Raw genomic sequence first — 17,439 nt, 5'->3', positions numbered from 1 at the left:
ATGTTACAGGTTTTCCAGGTTACCCTTTCTTTTTTCGCCGAGTTTTTTATAGAATGAAGGAGAATGCCCGGTTACTTTTTTGAATTGGTTAGACAGGTGGGCAACACTACTGTAATGTAGCCTGTACGAGATTTCGGTGAGGTTTAATTGGTCATACAGTATAAGTTCTTTTGCTTTCTCTACCTTATGTTTAATGATAAAATGTTGTATGGTTATACCTTTGACTTCTGAAAACAGATTGGATAAATAGATGTAATTATAACCGAGTTTTTCACTGATGTAATCGGAATAGTTTCCTTTGGGAATTTCTTCGGCATAGTGTATCATTTCTATGATAACACTTTTTATTTTATCGACAAGGATACTTTTTTTATCATCCAGCAATTCCAGGCCTGACATAGCTAAGTTTTCCTTCAGTTTTTGTATCTGCTCATCCGTTATTTCATCCTTGGTTTCTATCATACCAAGTTCAATGCTTATATGGTTTAATCCGAGTTTTTCCAACTCTTGTTTTACCATAAGTTTACATCGCAAACTCACCATATATTTTACATATAATTTCATCTGTTCTTTTTTATTTAGCTCACTTATTGTTTATTTCATAGTGGAGATCATTAATGTGCTTTGCAATTGCTTTTAATAGGTAAGATGAAAACCGAAGATTAGCTAGACTGAACCACTGCGTTAGGTTTCACGAACTCCATCATATAAAATCAAAATGTCGTGAGTAATGCCCAAAGTAATTATGTCGTCCCGAAAGCTCTCGGGAGGGATGACAATTTTATTTATGGGCATTTCATGAACAAATGTGAATAGGATAAGTAATTTTAATCGGAATCTATCAACTTAACAAGCATAGTCTAAGGTCACGATATTTGAATTTCAGTGTGTTGATCCGTATTCCACCTATAAAATACATGATTTTTTGTGCTTTTTTGACAAGTTTTGAAGTGAGAATTACTATAAATATAAACTTTATATGTTTATGAAGCCTTTCCTGTTGCCAATTTCTGTAATTCCTGATTTTATGCGCAATAAAACCCCGGCAATAATTTTAAAGTTATTGCCGGGGTTTTGTCTTTTTTACTTTACTGACTTTCTGGATTCAAAATTCCTCCTCCAAAATGCTAATGATATACATATCTTTTGCACTTTATGTACAAAAAGGGTTGAAGAATTTTGATGTATACCATAGGCAGGAATTTTTTCGTAAGGGTTTTTACCCCAGATCGCCTATTCCGCCAATAAGACCTAAAGTGAGTGTTACAATGCTGCCTATTACGGAAACAATTCCACCAACTACTCCGGTAATTGTACCCAGAACCCCTGTTATCAATCCAATAACCTGGCCGAGGTCTACGCCTCCGTTAATGGCTTGTAATTCACCGGAATTCAATTCCTGAACACCATAATTGTCTAAACTTTTCATGATACATAAGATTTAAGTTACACATAAAATTAATTATTCATTCAAAGCAATATTTGACCAATAGGTGAAATGAACTTTTATTCCGGAATCTATTAGTCTCCCGGAACTTCCGGACCTGCGATCAGGAGTCGTTTAGTTCATATACCTCCCAGGAGTCCTCCCAATAGTCCGGTAACAAGGCTTACTACAGTTCCTATAATACCTGTTACCAAATTGATAATCCCGTCCAGGCCAACTAGTCCTCCGTTGGTTTCACGTAATTCTTTTGCATTCAGATCTTGAACGCCATAATCTTTTAAATTTTTCATAATAAGTAAGATTTAAGTTATACAAAGAAATTTTATACTAAGATTTTTAGTATATCACAGATTAAGGTTGTTATACCTTTTTTGTTTTTTCCGGAAGCCGACCAGGTTTATCCCTGCCCGTTGAGAAAATCATTCACATAATCTTCTACGGCCGCTATTGCGGCATTCATAAAACTCAGGACAATGTCCAGAATTCCGTTTATCAGTTCTAAGGCATCTCCAATGGAGACTCCACCATTAATATTCTGTAATTCTACTTCATTCAGTTCCTGAACTCCGTAATACTCTGATTTTTTCATATCCCATAGAATTAAGTTAGACATTCATGCAAATTTGGAACACGGTATTATTTTACGACTTTAGATATAGGATATTTTTTCAATTGAAAAAATATCACATTCAATGAATTGTAAAATTTATAAAATCTAAAAAAAAATCTTTTTGGTGGTAACGTATCACTTTCTCTCCGTTCACAGGTATTTCCCGATTTCATCTTTTGGTCATATCTGTCGGAACGGGGTCTTCTAAGAGGTATGAAGTGGCAATGAGTCAGGCATTAAATTGAAATATATCTTAAAGGTACCACGATTCACTGCACAAACCTTGCAGTATGGTGTTTTTTATAGAGATTTTGTTTTTATTAGAAATGTGTGGATTACAGTTTATATGGCTCGATCTGTCGTTCATTTCCGCATTGCTCAAACCAGTGTGGGGGAGTCTTAAATTAATATTTTAGTTATTTTTTGCTTTAAAACAGTTCAGGTTATAAAAATCTAAAACTTTCCAAACTTCACTATTTGAAAATTCTTTGTTTTCGACTTTTTTAACCAGTTCGGGACAATCTTTAAAATAGGTCTTTATGGATTTTTTAAATCCTTTTGCCAAAGGCAAACCTTTGGTGTATAAATGTTCTACGTGATTACTTGCCCCTTGTCCCACGTAATAACTATATCTAGGAAAGTTAATATTGTAATATACATTTCTGCTGAAGCCAACGCTAATTTCCTTTCCGTTGTCCAACTTTATGTTTTGGACATATTCTTTTCCGATTATAATAACTGGTTCCGGACTATAGGAATTTGATAGAATACGCTGTTCATAAATACGAACATATAGACTTAAACTATCAATGGATACTATTTCCAGAACCTCTGGGAATTTTTTATCATCTATATATTTATACCTGAATTTTCTGTAGTAGTTTTTTTCCAGGATATCAATTCCTATAGCTTCTTTAGGTTTGTACGTTCTGTATTTTAACGTGTCATTTCCGAATTTGATAGAAACGACAGAAGATATACCGCTAATTTCTCCGGTTCCTTTAATTTTTGTACTGTCTTTTAAAATTAATACGGCTTCTCCTTTTTGCCCGTAAACTAAATGACTCGAAATGACAAAAAGAATCATTAAGGTTCGGAAGAGTATTTTTTGTTTCATTTTGAATCTTTGTGTGGTGCAAACATTTTGTATGATGGGTATTTATTTTACTAAAATATGCATCCGTGGGGTTTTCATCCAATATTATGGATACGTCCTTTTAATTTACGCTTATTAAAATCACTTACCCGTCTTATATCTTGCTGATTGATTATCGTATAAGAAATAATGGGAATCAATAGAAATCCACCTACAATATAAGTAGTGTAGTGTCTTCCGGAAGTATTGATTACCGGAATTATTAGTAAAAAAGCCAAAGGAGTTCCTATAAATAAAATGATAGCAGTGATAACTAAGGCTGTTTTAGAAGTTTTGGCATAGAATGTATCAACGTGATAATCTGCTTTTGTCTTACACTTTTTACAAGTCAGTGATTTTGTTTCTCCTTCGCGCATGGCAAATTCAACCCGAGTATGGGTATATGTTCGGTATCCGATTTCCTCTGAACAACAGGTACATTTTACGTAAACTTTCATATGATAAAGAGTTTGGTTTGTGATATAAAGGTACTTATTTCCACTTTGCTCAAACGAGCTCTGCATATATACTGAAAAACCAAAGACTCCCTGGCGCTCGTTTGCAACGAGTGCCGATTTACCTGGCATTTGTAATGCCCTTTCTTGCATGTTGCAAACGCTTTTTACAATGGGGGATGTCAACTTTACACCGGGGGATGCCTACTTTACATGGAGGGATACCAACTTTATACCGGGGGATGCTAACTTTACTTGGAGGGATGCCAACTTTACTAATAGGGGTGTCTACTTTGATTATGGGGATGCTTACTTTAGCTATAGGGACGTCCACTTTATTCCCGGGTATGCTTTCTTTTCTGCATACATTCCGAAAAAAACAAAGACACAAAACAGGCGAAAAGTTGTTTTGTGTCTTTGGTATATGATGTATAGTTGAAAGCGGATGTTTACAGGTCGCGTTTTTTGAGCAGAACATAAGACCAGTAGATAAACAGGGAGATCCAGACGAGTACAATGCCTACTTCATACCAATGTACGGCATAATCCCTGGAAAGTTCTTCACCCATTTGGCTGGCGGCTGTCCTTACGGCCGATAGTCGCGTCCAGGGTTCTTTGATGAGGTTGCTCATAGCATTCAGCGGAAAGAATTGAGCCACAGCCCCGGCGATAGTGCCGTCTGACTGCCAGCGGATGACCATGTAGAAAATCCCTTCGAGGATCTGCCACAGGATCAGGAAACCTAGCGCAAAAGCCGATCGTTTGATCAGGATGCCCAGGAAAAGACAGAATGAGAAAAAGCCCACCAGCTTTATAAAATAGGCCAGGAGGTATTCCAGGTCGGAAAAGATGATGGACACTTCGTTAAAATCGGAATATATAAGCCCCAGGATCATGGACACTGCAAAGATAAACACTGTGGATATGGCGGCAAAGCTCAGGACAGTGAGGAACTTGGAGTAAATAAACTCCCATTTGCTGAGGCCGTCGATCAGGTTTTGTTTAATGGTCTTATTGCTGTATTCGTTGGCGGTCATGGATACGATAACGATGGCCAGGAATAGTTTTAAAAAGGCCGCTACGTAGGTGTTGAAGTGCCAGATGTAGGGGAAATTAAAAATACCCTGCTCGGCCAGGTGGAATTTTATGGGGCCGATATCAAACTTAATAGCGGCGATAAGGGCTATGGAAGTCAGCAGCACAAAATAGGACACAATAAGGAACTTACTGGCCCGGTTGTTCCACAGTTTTATGAATTCTATCTGTAATAAACGAAGCATACTTTTATAGTTTTTTAGTCTTTTAGTTTGTTAGTTCTTAGTGTTAGCCACTGATACACTAATGTTTTTTTAGTTGTCCCTTGCGGGACTTTTTTTGAGCGTTTATCATAGTAGTTTGGAGATATTCTTTTATCATGGGAATGGTGTTTTTTACGATCATCTCAAAAAATTACCAGCCAGATTCCTTAATAACTCAGTAACCCATTAACTCATCAACCCACATCAACTTCCCGTAAGTGCCAGGAACTGTTCTTCCAGGTTTTCCTTACGTTTTACAAGATGGGAGAGGACAATACCGTTGTCGAACATAAAACGGTTAAAGGTCTCCGCTTCCATGGGTTCGTTGAGAAAAGCGGTAATGAGGTCGTTCTCTTCCTTGATCTCCCGGAAGGCAGGATTGTTTTGCATCAGGGTGATAGCTTTTTCCCGTTCCGAGCATTTGAATTCAAAAAAGCCATGACTGGCAATCATCTCATCTACCCGTCCGGAGTATAGTTTTTCTCCCTTGCGGAGTATGACCACATGAGAGCATACTTTCTCTACTTCGTCCAGCAGGTGAGAGGCCAGGAGAATGGTGGTGCCGTTTGCCGCAATCTGTTTGATGAGTTGTCTTATCTGATGTATCCCCTGCGGGTCCAGTCCGTTGGTCGGCTCGTCCAGAATGAGTATCTCCGGGTCGTTGAGCAGGGCAGAAGCTATGGCCAGACGTTGTTTCATTCCCAGCGAATAGGTCCTAAACTTACTGTCTTTACGATCTGCCAGGCCGACCACTTCGAGTTTTTCCTGTATCTTTTCATAAGGCACTCCCTTGATCTTACATACCAGCTCCAGGTTTTTTTCGGCGGACATGTACGGGTAGAAATTAGGCCGCTCAATAATGGCGCCTACTTTTTTAAGGGCATTGTGCGTAGACACTTTTCCCTCGAACCAGTTGAAATCTCCCGAAGTCTTATTCACTACATTCAGGACAATGCCCAGGGTGGTGGATTTTCCGCTGCCGTTTGGCCCCAGGATGCCGTATACATTCCCTTTTTCGATGGTAAAAGAAAGATCGCGCACCGCGGTGAGATAGCCGAACTTTTTGGTGAGGTTATGAATGCTTAAAATGGTTTCCAAAATATATGGTTTTTAGGTTTTTCAGTACATGACAAAATCGGTCCGGGAAGATTTTCCGACAACCGATTGAAAACAAATTTTCTCATGAACTAAAGTCTTTATAATAAACATGACGGGTAAAGTACGATTTTGTTACAAGCCTTCGCAGAATTTCCGGAATTTTTTTTCGCACACTGTTGTCGTATCCTACCTGAAAAAATGTGTAAGTTTGAATACAGAATCCTTTTATACCAAGCCGATGTCCGAAGAGAAGCTCATGTCGAAGAAGAAACCCGCCTACCCGGTAACGGAACAGTTGCACGGGTACCTGAAAGAATATAACCGGGATATTAAGATACCCATCTTTTATGATGACCTCCTCCGGTTTTCCGGTTCTGTGGTGGTGTACGATAAAAATGATGAAGATACCCTGTGGATACGTGTCTTTTACAATGAATTTGACCGTGAGGAGATAGACATGAGCCTTAAAAGGGTGTATTCCATCCTGCACTCGGACGGTAGCGATCGTATTTTACAGTTCTTGAATGTAGATGCCATAGATTACTGTACATTCGGTAACTCCAAACCCTTTCGCGTTAAGGTCCGTAACGTGCTGAACGACAACTATACCTATTTCTACGTAAAAAAAGCCGATGCCTCCCGTATATACGGCCTGGAACTGGAGCACATGCTCTCACCGTACAACCTGAACTTCCTGGTGTACAAGGATACGCTTATAGAAGAGCATATAGCAGGCATTCCCGGCGATGTGTTTATCAAGGACTTCCTGCCCAATTGCACGGAGATGGAAAAAGCGCAGATCGCCAAAGAGTTCGTAAAGTTTAATGAGCGTTGTATGATACGCCTGCTGGGCGATATGCGGTCGTATAATTACGTCATCGTATCTACCCATGACTTTGATCATGTAGTGTACCGCATCCGGGCCATAGATTTTGACCAGCAAAGCTTTGAAGGTAAGTTTAAGGTATACCGCCCCCAGTTTTTTAAGGAGAACAATACTATGGTAAACATGGTGCGCGACAAATTACAGCGAAGTTCGGTAGACCAGTATAAGGTTGAAGAGCGGTCCATCGTAGCCAAAAGGCTTATCAGTTACAACGAACGGATGGAAGAACTGCTTTCCTGTGCGAAGAACGACACCCTATCCGTCCCCGAAAATGTGGAAAGGCTAAAAATGGAGATCCTGCGTTTTGTACAGGATGTGGAATTTAAAAAAGCTACCAATATGGGACAGATTCTCGAAGCCGCCCTTGATTTCGTAAAACGTAATTATGAGGATATCAATACCAGGGGATTGTTTAGAAGGAAGACTTAATGGCTAATAGAAAACTCCCCAATAAAAAAGAGTGAACCCGTAAGTTCACTCTTTATAGGATGTGTTTTTGTCATCTACTAAAATAGTATGCTATAAAAGCCGCTATCTAACATCTACTTAACTCTTCTCTTCCCGGTTGAAGTACACCAGGTAGTAATACATCTGCTTTTCTTCGTCCCAGCCTTTTTCCACGAACTTTTCGGCGGATTCGGGGTTTACGAAGTCCATTTTTATCTGGATGTTGGTATCCAGGTTAATGACGTTCTTGATTTTCTTTCGCGCTTCCGTAACCGCTTTGTTAGCTATGGGGAAGCTGGATACGTCTTCGATATGGTATTTTGGTCCTTTTTCTACTTTGTAATGTTTGAACTCGGGGATAAGTTCCGGGTTGTCCATGACTTCGTTGAGGAAGTTGGTTTCTTCGAAGTCGTCGTTCTTTGCAAAGTGATTTACGGCACGGTTCATAAACATCACTTCCTGTTTTTTGTCTTCTGCCGGAAGCACTACGTCTTTGGCAAAGTCCTGGCAAAATTTCAGGTATTTTTTGGTGATGAAATTTTCGTCCGTAAGCGCATCTACACCCAAAAAGTTTTCCAGCCAGTACTTGGTGTCGTAACGGTTGCTGTCTACGGAGAGGATTTTATAACCTTCTTCGCGATTGGTATTGAAGATGATACAACCTTTATCCAGTTTGTTGATATTAACGCCCTGCTGAATAACAATATCCAGGTTGCTTTCTTCTTCGCGGAACTGCAGGAAGTCGTGCTTTAATTCGCTTTTGAAAACACCGATGGCATCGACCTTCTGGTTATCCAGCACCATATCGCTGAAATGGGCCACATACACTTCCCCGCTTTTAATGTGAGGATGGTTGGACTGGTCAAAAAGATGGGTGGCGATTTTTTTGGAGTTTTCATGTACGGTTGCCGGTTCCAGAAATATATTGGAAATAATTTCAAACAACGGGTGGAATTCCACATCTACCTCGTTGGCAAAACGAAAGTAGTTCTCTTCCTTTTCCCGGAAAGGTTTAAGGAAGTATTCCTTGAGTATCCCTGTAATCTCATCATTGAGAAGATAGGGTTCACGCGAAAGGAATATGCCTTCGTTTCTACTTTTATTACCTACCCGGTGTACGGAAAGGCTTTCTATTTGAGAAGGATACAGGTTCAGCATATGGTTTTATCGTGTTGTTTGCCACGAATCCATTGTTTTCGGATGGAATATCGGTGGCGATTGTAGATTTTGTTAATGTGTTAACGTGTGTTTATTATTTTAGTCATAAGTCGGAGTTTTGCTGTTACCTGGCCCGTTCTCCATAACTCCATAACTCCATAACTCCCAACTCCTCAACTTTTTCAATTCCAGTTTTCGTCAAAGTCCAGGTTATCATAGTCGTCTATGTCCATGCCGAAGTCGTTAAAATCATCGTTCACGCCTTCCTCGGACTCAAATTGCTTTTCGGGTGGGAATTCCGGAAGCTGTCCGTGGGCGAACAGGAGATTGGGGTAGGACCTGCCGTCCTCTTTCCCGGCGATATCCGCTAGTTCGACAAAGAAAGTCCACATGTTCAGAAAGTCATATACGTAGATAAGCCTGTTATTTTCTTCGTTTACGACATCTGCCAGTGTAGTTTCGCCCATCAGGCGAATATCTTCCAGTCCGTCGCCCATATCAAAAAGAGCAATTTCCTCACCCTGGTGCCATTCTTCGTTACTGAGATAGAAAGAGGCCATCTCCGAACCTTCAAAACCGAAAGCCTGGGTAATGGTATTGTGAAACTCCTCCATGGAATCCCCGGATTCTATTTCTACATCTCTGAAAACGTCTTCTTCTGCATCTAATATTATCCTGAATTTATAAATCATATCTTATAGGTTGTATTTCTGTGTGTTATGTACGTTCCTGCCATTGAAATGGTAACTTTTGAGCCTGTAAAGTTACAAAGATTTCGCTGCATGCCGCGTATCGAGCAACAGATAATACTGCACCCCGAACAGAACGGATGCCAGGACTAGGTGCAAGGGCTGCGAAGCAAACGGAAAATCTAAATAGGCCATAGTCACACCGCTGATGATCTCCAATAAAATTAGTAGCATCACCCAGTTTACACGGACAAAATGCAGTTGCCTGCTACGGTTGAGGATAAACAGGAATACATTAACGGCCAGCACCAGTATGGAAAAAGAACGGTGTATGTAAAAGTCCAGCCCCGGATTTTGGAGCCACAGGTCGCGGGCGGTATCTCCAACTATTTTTACCTGTTCGTCTACAAACTGCCTTACTTGCGTACCCAGTACTACCTGTATGAGCGTGAGGAAAAGGGCCAGCCGGATGAGATTGGTGAAAAGCCTGTCTGTCTTATACTTGCTTTTAACCACCCTGGTAAGGTGGAGGATATACAGGATAAGGGCTACGATGGCCAGTGCCATAACCATGTGAATGGTGATCTTTACCGGAGCGAGAACGGAATACACGACGGTAGCCCCTAACCAGGCCTGGAAGCCCATACCGAAAACGGTGAGCCAGGAGAGCAGGGTGACGCTGCGTTTTTCTTTCCAATAAACAAAGGAAGCCACAGCCATAAAAAGCGTAGCCATCCCGGCAAGTGCCCCGCAAAGCCGGTTGATGTATTCTATCCAGGTATGTTTGGGATTAAACACCGCATAGTTGTGTTTGGTGTATAGTGCCCAGTTGTCAGGATTGTAGGTGCCGGAAGCCGTAAAATTGGTTTTTGCGACCTGCAACGATTCGTTCCGGATGATAACCTGTCCTTTTTTATACGTTTTGTCCGCATGCCACAGCAATTGTGATTCTTCCGTAGGGGGAATGTAATACCCGAAACATTTGGGCCAGTCCGGACAGCCCATGCCGCTCCCGGTCATACGGACCAGGGCACCGGCAACGATAACCATGTACACGAGGATAAGCGTCGTTTTGGTTATGGTTCTGAAATTCTTTTTAAGCCACACGCGCATGTTGTTGTTTTTATGTGTTTACCACGATATTTAAGAACGGTGTTTTATGGATTGGATTATGTTTTTTCCGGTATTTGTTAGTTGCCACGGATACACTAATGATTTATATGGTTCCTTGCGGAATGTTGGTCAGGGGCCTTGCTTTCCGGGATAAGCTCCCTTTTTTAACTTTATTGTCTGCCTAAATAATTCAATAACCAAATTAGCTCCCAAACTTCACAACTAAACCACCTTATTCTCCCGGTTCTAATCCCAACTCCATGCCCTTCTTCAGCATAAAGTCGCGGGCGGCTTCGTATTCGTTGGGGATTTCCCCTTCCAGGATAGCTTCTTTAATAGCTTCTTTGATAAGGCCTATTTCACGGGAAGGTTTCAGGTTAAAGGTTTTCATAATGTCCTCTCCGCTTATGGGTGGCTGGAAATTACGGATATGGTCGCGTTCTTCCACTTCCACGATCTTTTGCCTGACGATCTGGAAATTATAATGATATTTTTTGAACTTCTTTGGATTTTTGGTAGTAATGTCCGCTTCACACAAGGTCATAAGGTCTTCTACATGATCGCCGGCATCGAATACCAGGCGGCGCACGGCAGAGTCCGTAACCGTATCCTGTGCCAATACAATGGGCCTGGAGCTCATTAACACCATTTTCTGAACGAACTTCATCTTTTCATTGAGCGGCATTCTCAGCCGTTTAAAGAGCTTGAATACCATTTTGGAGCCTACGAATTCATGTCCGTGGAAAGTCCATCCTATTTTTTTGTCAAATCTTTTGGTGGGGGCTTTCCCTATATCGTGCAGGAGTGCCGCCCACCGGAGCCACAGGTCGTCGGTGTTTTCGGATATGTTGTCTACCACTTCGAGCGTATGCCAGAAGTTGTCTTTATGCCGTTGTCCTTCTTTTTCTTCAATGCCTTGCAGCCTGGTGAGTTCGGGGAGGATAATGTGAAGAAGTCCGGTTTTGAAAAGCAGGCTTAGACCGATGGAAGGTTTGTCGCATTTGAGTATTTTGTTCAATTCGTCTACGACACGTTCTTTAGATATGATCTTTATCCTTTCTTTGTTCCGGGAAATGGCTTCGAGCGAATCAGGAAAGATCTTAAAGTTTAATTGCGAAGCAAAACGAATGGCCCTGAGCATCCGCAGCGGATCATCGGAATAGGTAATATCCGGATCGAGAGGTGTGCGTATCAGTTTTTGTTTCAGATCGTCAACGCCCCCGAAAGAGTCCAGCAGATCGCCGAAACTTTCTTTGTGTAAGGACAGTGCCAAAGCATTGATGGTAAAATCGCGACGGTTCTGATCATCTTGCAGGGTACCGTTTTCCACAATGGGCTTACGGCTGTCCGAACGGTAACTTTCCTTTCTTGCACCTACAAACTCAACTTCCAGGTCGTTCCAGCGAAGCATGGCCGTACCGAAATTTTTAAACACCTGTACTTTAGGTTTCTTCGGCAATTTTCCGGCTACTTTTTTGGCCAGTTCTATGCCGCTGCCTATGGCGACGACATCAATATCTTTGGGAATATCGCGCTGCAACAGGTAATCCCGTACAAAACCGCCTATAACATAGCTGTCCACATCCAGCTCGGCAGCGGCTTCTGATATTACCTTGAAAATATCCTGTTGTAATGCTTCTTTATAATTCTGTACAGTCACCTTAAATTCTTTTTGTGTTGCCACGGATGCACTAATGTTTTTTGTGGTCCAGCAGGTCTTTGTGAAAATTGGCTAATAAAGCCAACCGGACACTTTTAAATAATTAATACATTGTGCCGTATGAGTATCTTGTATACTCTCTACACATTTGATCTCCAAAACTATTTTATCGAATACGACAAAATCCGCATAAAATTTATGGGGTAAAACAATATCTTTATAATTTACCCTGTACTATTTTTCCCTTTCAAAGGGAATACCTTTAGATTTAAATTCGTGTTCGATGGCATCTTTATAAACAATTTCGGAAAAGCCATGTCCCAAATGGTTATATACTTCGAATAATGTTCCGATGATCGTATAGCTTTCTTCTTTAAAATTAAATCAGCCATGTTGGTGTGATTGGTTGGTGAATATACTTCATCCTTTTTAATTTTCCTGACAAGACTATAAGAACTTCAGTTCCTCGTTGCCGCCAGGCAGAAAAACAAAAACATCCGTGCATCCGTGGCAAAAAACTACTTCCGGATGATCTTTACGACCCCGTCTTTACTGATCTTAATGATAGAAGACGGCTGACCTCCTTTGTTTTCGCGGTGCAAATTTACTACATAGTCTACACCTTTTAAAATTTCGTCACTTATTTTGGCATAGGATTGCGGAGTGGGTGCGCCGCTGATATTTGCCGATGTGGAAACCAGCGGTTTCCCGAATTTACGGATGAGCCGTTGACAGAAGGCATCGGATGCCACTCTTATAGCAAGGGTATTGTCCGGTGCTACCAGGTTGGGGGCGATGCCAACGGGATTGTCATAAATAATGGTTGTGGGTCTGGTGGCAAGGTCTATGATATCATAGGTGACATCCGCTATTTCCGGAATGTACTTTTCGAGCATAGGAACATCGGATACCAGGCAAATGAGTGCTTTGGCATCCGGTCTTTTTTTTAATGTATACACTTTGGCAACGGCTTTGGCATTGGTAGCATCGCAGCCTATTCCCCATACGGTATCGGTTGGATAGAGGAGGAGTCCTCCTTCCCGGAGTACAGATACGGCGTTGTTGATTTCGTCTTGCATTTTACCGGATACTATTGTTTATTATATATTACTTTTGACAGATTGCTAATGGTCTTTAAACAGTGTTATGCCAAAATGATTGGCCAGGGCCTGCCATTGTTCCCTGTTCTTGTCCTGCCGGATGTTTTGTTTTTTCAGACTTACTCCTTGCGTTCCTATGATCGGGATCACTTCCTTATTATATCCCATTACTTTTGCCGATGGCGTATTATTCAAAAGGGACATGGCTTTAAACCACAGGTCGTCCGCTTTCGGAGAAAGCTTTAAAAACAACTTTTCGTCAGTCACGGATGGGTGAAAACTATCCGGAGGATATAAAACGCCTGAGGAACCAATAGGTAGAACAGCCTTTTTATCGATCCCCGAAACATCTTTGTAATTCCAGTTTTTGTAGGGAAGAACATTGCCGTCGCGGTCATACCGGATAAGCCTTGTTGTAATAGCTACTACGGTTTCCGGTTTTTTCAGGTGCTCGTCGTATAATGTCGTAAGCCAGTCTTTCGGGTAAATAAAATCATCATCACAGGTTACGATAACCTTGTCCGGGAAGGATTTTAAAGATTCGACCAGCTTCAAATGCGGACAATCGAGTGTGGAGAACCTTACCTCAAAAATATCTCCTTCCAATACTTTCAGACTGTCAGGGAGCTGGTTTTTCAGAGATTCATGGAGCCACAAAATAATTTTTTGAGGCCTGGTGTCCTGCGTTAAAATGCTTCGTATGACAATATGTAGTTTATTCAGACGGAAAGGGATGGTGGTCAGCGAAACGATCACCGGAATTTCTTTTCCTGTTTTATGCCTAAGTTTGTTGGCCGGTATGGCACGTAATTTTAAGGTGTGGTATATGGAAGGCGGTATTTCCTTGACTTTCATACGTTGTAGTTGCTTAATTATAAGGATGATACAAGCATTTTTTCGCTGCATGCCCGGTTATAGTGTGAATTTCAGACGATTTGTACATCAATTACTTTTGTTTGTGTTGTAGCAGCCATAATTTTATATACCGGGACATTACGCCATAGGAATTTATATAGGCGCTTACAAATCCTGGAAAACGATCCATGAATCCTCTTTTCAGAATGTATTCACTGAAGAAGCGGAAAGACGGTTTTATCAGGATGTGAAATAGGTTTGCTTTTTTACCTTTGGCAAACATTTCTCTGGCTTGTAACCATGCATAGTGATTTTTTTTTCCGATAAAATGATCGAACCCCCGGTAGGTATAATGCAGGATATAGTTCTTCAAGGCTCCTGTCTTGCCTTCTACGACCAGATTTTCATGTACCAGTTTGGTGCCGAATCTGCAATATTTCTTGTGGAACAATAAGGTTTTAGTATCATTTTTGGCAGTACCGTACTTCATTTGCCTTGCCATGAATATACGTACTGTTCTTATTTCATAAGCGGCACAGGGTTCCTCTTTTCCAAGCTCCGATATTATTTCTTCCCGGAGTCCGGGATCAATAACTTCGTCGGCATCCAGGATAAATATCCAGTCATTTTTTGCCTGGTCGATAGCATAGTTTTTCTGGCTGGAAAAGTCATCGAATTTTCTTTGATAAATACTTACCGTATGTTGTTTGGCAATTTCCAGAGTGCGGTCATCACTGAACGAATCAATAATCAGTATTTCATCGGCAAATGTTGCAGATAAAATAGCCTGTTCTATAAATTCTTCCTCGTTTAAGGTAGGTATAATGATAGTGAGTTTCGTCAATTTTACCGATTTTTAGTCAGATTTAAGGCAAAGATATATATCTGTATTCATACTTTTGCCTTTATATAGATAAATCGAAAGCATGAGTAACAAGACGATTTCGGTGATTATTAGCACCTATAATGCTGAAGCCTGGCTTGAAAAGGTGTTGTGGGGGTATAATATGCAAACGTTTAAAGACTTTGAGATGGTCATTGCCGATGATGGCTCCGGACCGGGTACCAAGGTGCTTCTGGAACGGATACAACAGGAGGTTTTTTATCCTATAGTACACGTCTGGCAGGAAGATGACGGTTTTCAGAAATCGAGGATACTCAATAAAGCCGTGGAGAAATGTTCGGCAGATTATATTGTAATGAGTGACGGGGATTGTATTCCGAGAAATGACTTCCTGGAAGTACACAACAGGTATAAGGAAAAGGGGTATTTCCTTTCCGGAGGGTATTTTATGTTACCCATGTCCATATCTGAGGAGATTTCGGGGGAAGATATCGAAACCGGACGTTGTTTTGATGTGAACTGGTTGAAGGAACACGGGTTGAAATCTTCTTTTAAGAATAATAAATTGACTTCCGGAGGTTTTAAAGCTACATTTTTAAATGCTATAACTCCGACGGGAGCAACCTGGAACGGGCATAATTCTTCCGGGTGGAAGGATGATATTGTAGCGGTTAACGGTTTTGATGAACGCATGCAATATGGCGGGCAGGACAGGGAACTGGGGGAACGCCTGTTTAATTACGGGATTAAAGGAAAACAGATAAGATATAGTGCCATCTGCATACATCTCGATCACGCCAGGGGATACAAAACCCCGGAATCTATCGCAAAAAACCAGGCTATACGACAACACACCAGGGGCAGCAAAAGTAAGTGGACACCTTTTGGTATTAAGAAAGAGAATTAGATAATGGAAAATTATAAAATATTGGTGACCGGTGCGGCCGGTTTTATAGGGTCGCATCTTGCGGAACAATTGGCCGCCGAAGGACATACGGTTTACGGGGTGGATAATTTTTCGGATTATTATGACGTGGCGCTGAAAAAAAGGAATGTAAGAGATATCGAATCTGCCGGAGTTATTTTTACGGAAGCAGATCTTACGGAGCCGTTAACAAACAAGTTGCCCGGGGTTATGGATTATATATTCCACTTTGCTGCACAACCCGGAATATCCCCGGATGTTTCCCTGCAGGAATATGTAAGGAACAATATTTTTGCTACGCAAAACCTGTTACAATGGACAGAAGAAGAAAATGAAAACCTGCGCTTATTTGTCAATATAGCTACTTCATCCATTTACGGAAAGGAGGCCACCCTGCCCGAGACGGCTGTTCCCGAACCTATTTCTTTCTATGGGACCACAAAACTTGCGGCAGAACAGTTGGTACTGGGAGGACAGCGCGTTGGAAAGGTCAATGCATGCTCGCTCCGGCTATATTCGGTTTACGGACCTAGAGAAAGACCGGAAAAACTTTACACCAAACTGATCAAATCCATTTTCGAGGAAACATCATTCCCGCTTTTCGAAGGAAGTGAAAAGCATTCGAGGAGTTTTACCTATGTTGGGGATATCGTAGCGGGAATAGCTGCCGTGATAGGAAAGGAGGATGTAGTGTCCGGAGAAATTATCAATATTGGTTCGGATAAGGAATATACTACCAAAGAAGGCATAGAACTTATAGAAAAGATCATCGGGAAAAAAGCGAAAATAGAAATTACCCCGCCACGTCCGGGAGATCAGTTGCGTACTACGGCCCTTATTGATAAGGCCCGTAAGCTGTTAGGATATAATCCTGCGACCTCTTTTGAAGAAGGACTTACCAGACAGGTAGAGTGGTACCGGAATAATTTTCTCTAGCGGTACGATGTGAAAGAAAAAGCCCAAGCTAAAAACAATAATATGAAAGATAATTTTTCCGGACATGCCGATGCTTACTCCAGGTTCCGTCCCGGGTATGACTCGGAACTGATATCTTACCTCGTTTCGCTAACCAGACAGCAGAAATGTGCCTGGGACTGTGGTACGGGTAATGGTCAGCTTGCTGTAAAGCTGGCGGGTTATTTCGAAGAAGTATACGCTACGGACCTCAGTGAGAACCAGATAAAAAATGCGAAACAAAAGGAAAATGTCCGGTATAAAGTAGAAAATGCAGAAAAAACAGGTTTTACCGACGGACAGTTCGACCTGATCACCGTGGCCCAGGCTATTCACTGGTTTGATTTTGCTGCATTTTATGCCGAGGTAAGACGTACCTTGCGGAAAGACGGGGCATTGGCGGTATTGGGCTATGCTCTTCTTCAGGTAGATGAAAGTACGGATAGGGTGATACAAAAGCTGTATTCCGATATTCTCGGGACTTATTGGGACCCGGAAAGAAAATATATAGACGAATTATACCAAACCATTCCTTTTCCATTCCGTGAAGAAAAAACTCCGGAGTTCCGGAGTGAATATCGGTGGACCCTGGAACAACTCTGCGGTTACCTGGAGACCTGGTCGGCCGTAAAGCACTATATCAGCAAAAATGGTAAGGATCCCGTTGCAATGATCTATAACGAGCTGAAAGAAAGCTGGGAAAGCCGGGATACCAAAACCGTTACTTTCCCTATTATGCTTCGTGCAGGCCGGATAGACTGATCT

Annotated in this window: 19 protein-coding genes and 1 pseudogene; 4 read left to right on the top strand and 16 right to left on the bottom strand. The window is 41.5% G+C overall.

Annotated features, from left to right (window positions below; all coding sequences use genetic code 11):
* Positions 1-3: 3 nt before the first annotated feature.
* The 8 genes from ACVBDY_RS11670 to ACVBDY_RS11635 form a co-directional block, all read right to left on the bottom strand.
* Complete coding sequence (locus ACVBDY_RS11670) at positions 4-564, bottom strand: helix-turn-helix domain-containing protein (protein WP_447175660.1); 561 nt, start codon at positions 562-564, stop codon at positions 4-6.
* Between the two features lie 655 nt (positions 565-1,219).
* Entirely contained in the window at positions 1,220-1,429 is a 210-nt protein-coding gene (locus tag ACVBDY_RS11665) for a hypothetical protein (protein ID WP_447175659.1), read from the bottom strand.
* Positions 1,430-1,566: 137 nt separating this feature from the next.
* Positions 1,567-1,737, bottom strand: coding sequence for a hypothetical protein (locus tag ACVBDY_RS11660; protein ID WP_447175658.1), 171 nt, complete (start codon positions 1,735-1,737; stop codon positions 1,567-1,569).
* Positions 1,738-1,844: 107 nt separating this feature from the next.
* Positions 1,845-2,036: a hypothetical protein gene (locus tag ACVBDY_RS11655; RefSeq protein ID WP_447175657.1), complete on the bottom strand. Its 192-nt coding sequence runs from the start codon at positions 2,034-2,036 to the stop codon at positions 1,845-1,847.
* A gap of 433 nt (positions 2,037-2,469) precedes the next feature.
* Entirely contained in the window at positions 2,470-3,174 is a 705-nt protein-coding gene (locus ACVBDY_RS11650; protein ID WP_447175656.1) for a hypothetical protein, read from the bottom strand.
* Positions 3,175-3,248: 74 nt separating this feature from the next.
* Positions 3,249-3,800 (bottom strand): hypothetical protein, encoded by a 552-nt coding sequence (locus ACVBDY_RS11645; RefSeq protein ID WP_447175655.1) that lies wholly within the window; start codon positions 3,798-3,800, stop codon positions 3,249-3,251.
* A 296-nt stretch (positions 3,801-4,096) separates the two neighbouring features.
* Positions 4,097-4,927, bottom strand: a complete 831-nt coding sequence (locus tag ACVBDY_RS11640; RefSeq protein ID WP_447175654.1) for an ABC transporter permease — start codon at positions 4,925-4,927, stop codon at positions 4,097-4,099.
* A 222-nt stretch (positions 4,928-5,149) separates the two neighbouring features.
* Positions 5,150-6,043 (bottom strand): ABC transporter ATP-binding protein, encoded by an 894-nt coding sequence (locus tag ACVBDY_RS11635; RefSeq protein ID WP_447175653.1) that lies wholly within the window; start codon positions 6,041-6,043, stop codon positions 5,150-5,152.
* Between the two features lie 238 nt (positions 6,044-6,281).
* Between ACVBDY_RS11635 and ACVBDY_RS11630 the strand changes: the two genes are divergently transcribed.
* Entirely contained in the window at positions 6,282-7,358 is a 1,077-nt protein-coding gene (locus ACVBDY_RS11630; RefSeq protein ID WP_447175793.1) for a hypothetical protein, read from the top strand.
* 117 nt (positions 7,359-7,475) lie between these two features.
* On the opposite strand, the gene ACVBDY_RS11625 is transcribed toward ACVBDY_RS11630, so the two are convergent.
* The 8 genes and pseudogenes from ACVBDY_RS11625 to ACVBDY_RS11590 all read right to left on the bottom strand — a co-directional run bounded on the left by ACVBDY_RS11625 (position 7,476) and on the right by ACVBDY_RS11590 (position 14,795).
* On the bottom strand, positions 7,476-8,534 hold the full coding sequence (locus ACVBDY_RS11625; protein ID WP_447175652.1) for a nucleoid-associated protein: 1,059 nt from the start codon (positions 8,532-8,534) through the stop codon (positions 7,476-7,478).
* Positions 8,535-8,716: 182 nt separating this feature from the next.
* Positions 8,717-9,226: an IS1096 element passenger TnpR family protein gene (locus ACVBDY_RS11620; protein ID WP_447175651.1), complete on the bottom strand. Its 510-nt coding sequence runs from the start codon at positions 9,224-9,226 to the stop codon at positions 8,717-8,719.
* A 72-nt stretch (positions 9,227-9,298) separates the two neighbouring features.
* Positions 9,299-10,336: a COX15/CtaA family protein gene (locus ACVBDY_RS11615; protein WP_447175650.1), complete on the bottom strand. Its 1,038-nt coding sequence runs from the start codon at positions 10,334-10,336 to the stop codon at positions 9,299-9,301.
* 232 nt (positions 10,337-10,568) lie between these two features.
* Positions 10,569-12,020: a CCA tRNA nucleotidyltransferase gene (locus ACVBDY_RS11610; protein ID WP_447175649.1), complete on the bottom strand. Its 1,452-nt coding sequence runs from the start codon at positions 12,018-12,020 to the stop codon at positions 10,569-10,571.
* Between the two features lie 48 nt (positions 12,021-12,068).
* Positions 12,069-12,320: pseudogene (locus tag ACVBDY_RS11605) on the bottom strand (GxxExxY protein).
* A gap of 194 nt (positions 12,321-12,514) precedes the next feature.
* Positions 12,515-13,075, bottom strand: a complete 561-nt coding sequence (locus ACVBDY_RS11600) for an L-threonylcarbamoyladenylate synthase (protein WP_447175648.1) — start codon at positions 13,073-13,075, stop codon at positions 12,515-12,517.
* Between the two features lie 45 nt (positions 13,076-13,120).
* Positions 13,121-13,951, bottom strand: a complete 831-nt coding sequence (locus tag ACVBDY_RS11595) for a glycosyltransferase family protein (protein ID WP_447175647.1) — start codon at positions 13,949-13,951, stop codon at positions 13,121-13,123.
* A gap of 91 nt (positions 13,952-14,042) precedes the next feature.
* The gene (locus tag ACVBDY_RS11590) at positions 14,043-14,795 is read right to left on the bottom strand and encodes a glycosyltransferase family 2 protein (RefSeq protein WP_447175646.1); all 753 of its coding nucleotides are present in this window, start codon (positions 14,793-14,795) and stop codon (positions 14,043-14,045) included.
* An 82-nt stretch (positions 14,796-14,877) separates the two neighbouring features.
* Between ACVBDY_RS11590 and ACVBDY_RS11585 the strand changes: the two genes are divergently transcribed.
* Genes ACVBDY_RS11585 through ACVBDY_RS11575 form a run of 3 tightly spaced genes read left to right on the top strand, consistent with a single transcriptional unit; the run spans position 14,878 to position 17,436 of the window.
* Positions 14,878-15,702 (top strand): glycosyltransferase family 2 protein, encoded by an 825-nt coding sequence (locus ACVBDY_RS11585; protein ID WP_447175645.1) that lies wholly within the window; start codon positions 14,878-14,880, stop codon positions 15,700-15,702.
* Between the two features lie 3 nt (positions 15,703-15,705).
* Positions 15,706-16,656: an NAD-dependent epimerase/dehydratase family protein gene (locus ACVBDY_RS11580; RefSeq protein WP_447175644.1), complete on the top strand. Its 951-nt coding sequence runs from the start codon at positions 15,706-15,708 to the stop codon at positions 16,654-16,656.
* 42 nt (positions 16,657-16,698) lie between these two features.
* Positions 16,699-17,436, top strand: a complete 738-nt coding sequence (locus ACVBDY_RS11575) for a class I SAM-dependent methyltransferase (RefSeq protein ID WP_447175643.1) — start codon at positions 16,699-16,701, stop codon at positions 17,434-17,436.
* The last annotated feature ends 3 nt before the right edge of the window (positions 17,437-17,439 follow it).

It is taken from the genome of Sinomicrobium halophytocola, assembly GCF_052983395.1.
This window is presented reverse-complemented; position numbering and strand designations above follow the sequence as displayed.

What these genes read in the sequence shown, in the direction of transcription:
- ACVBDY_RS11670 (WP_447175660.1), bottom strand. Translation starts at nt 564, where the DNA reads ATGAAATTATATGTAAAATATATGGTGAGTTTGCGATGTAAACTTATG.
- ACVBDY_RS11665 (WP_447175659.1), bottom strand. Translation starts at nt 1,429, where the DNA reads ATGAAAAGTTTAGACAATTATGGTGTTCAGGAATTGAATTCCGGTGAA.
- ACVBDY_RS11660 (WP_447175658.1), bottom strand. Translation starts at nt 1,737, where the DNA reads ATGAAAAATTTAAAAGATTATGGCGTTCAAGATCTGAATGCAAAAGAA.
- ACVBDY_RS11655 (WP_447175657.1), bottom strand. Translation starts at nt 2,036, where the DNA reads ATGAAAAAATCAGAGTATTACGGAGTTCAGGAACTGAATGAAGTAGAA.
- ACVBDY_RS11650 (WP_447175656.1), bottom strand. Translation starts at nt 3,174, where the DNA reads ATGAAACAAAAAATACTCTTCCGAACCTTAATGATTCTTTTTGTCATT.
- ACVBDY_RS11645 (WP_447175655.1), bottom strand. Translation starts at nt 3,800, where the DNA reads ATGCAAGAAAGGGCATTACAAATGCCAGGTAAATCGGCACTCGTTGCA.
- ACVBDY_RS11640 (WP_447175654.1), bottom strand. Translation starts at nt 4,927, where the DNA reads ATGCTTCGTTTATTACAGATAGAATTCATAAAACTGTGGAACAACCGG.
- ACVBDY_RS11630 (WP_447175793.1), top strand. Translation starts at nt 6,282, where the DNA reads ATGTCCGAAGAGAAGCTCATGTCGAAGAAGAAACCCGCCTACCCGGTA.
- ACVBDY_RS11625 (WP_447175652.1), bottom strand. Translation starts at nt 8,534, where the DNA reads ATGCTGAACCTGTATCCTTCTCAAATAGAAAGCCTTTCCGTACACCGG.
- ACVBDY_RS11620 (WP_447175651.1), bottom strand. Translation starts at nt 9,226, where the DNA reads ATGATTTATAAATTCAGGATAATATTAGATGCAGAAGAAGACGTTTTC.
- ACVBDY_RS11615 (WP_447175650.1), bottom strand. Translation starts at nt 10,336, where the DNA reads ATGCGCGTGTGGCTTAAAAAGAATTTCAGAACCATAACCAAAACGACG.
- ACVBDY_RS11600 (WP_447175648.1), bottom strand. Translation starts at nt 13,075, where the DNA reads ATGCAAGACGAAATCAACAACGCCGTATCTGTACTCCGGGAAGGAGGA.
- ACVBDY_RS11595 (WP_447175647.1), bottom strand. Translation starts at nt 13,951, where the DNA reads ATGAAAGTCAAGGAAATACCGCCTTCCATATACCACACCTTAAAATTA.
- ACVBDY_RS11585 (WP_447175645.1), top strand. Translation starts at nt 14,878, where the DNA reads ATGAGTAACAAGACGATTTCGGTGATTATTAGCACCTATAATGCTGAA.
- ACVBDY_RS11580 (WP_447175644.1), top strand. Translation starts at nt 15,706, where the DNA reads ATGGAAAATTATAAAATATTGGTGACCGGTGCGGCCGGTTTTATAGGG.
- ACVBDY_RS11575 (WP_447175643.1), top strand. Translation starts at nt 16,699, where the DNA reads ATGAAAGATAATTTTTCCGGACATGCCGATGCTTACTCCAGGTTCCGT.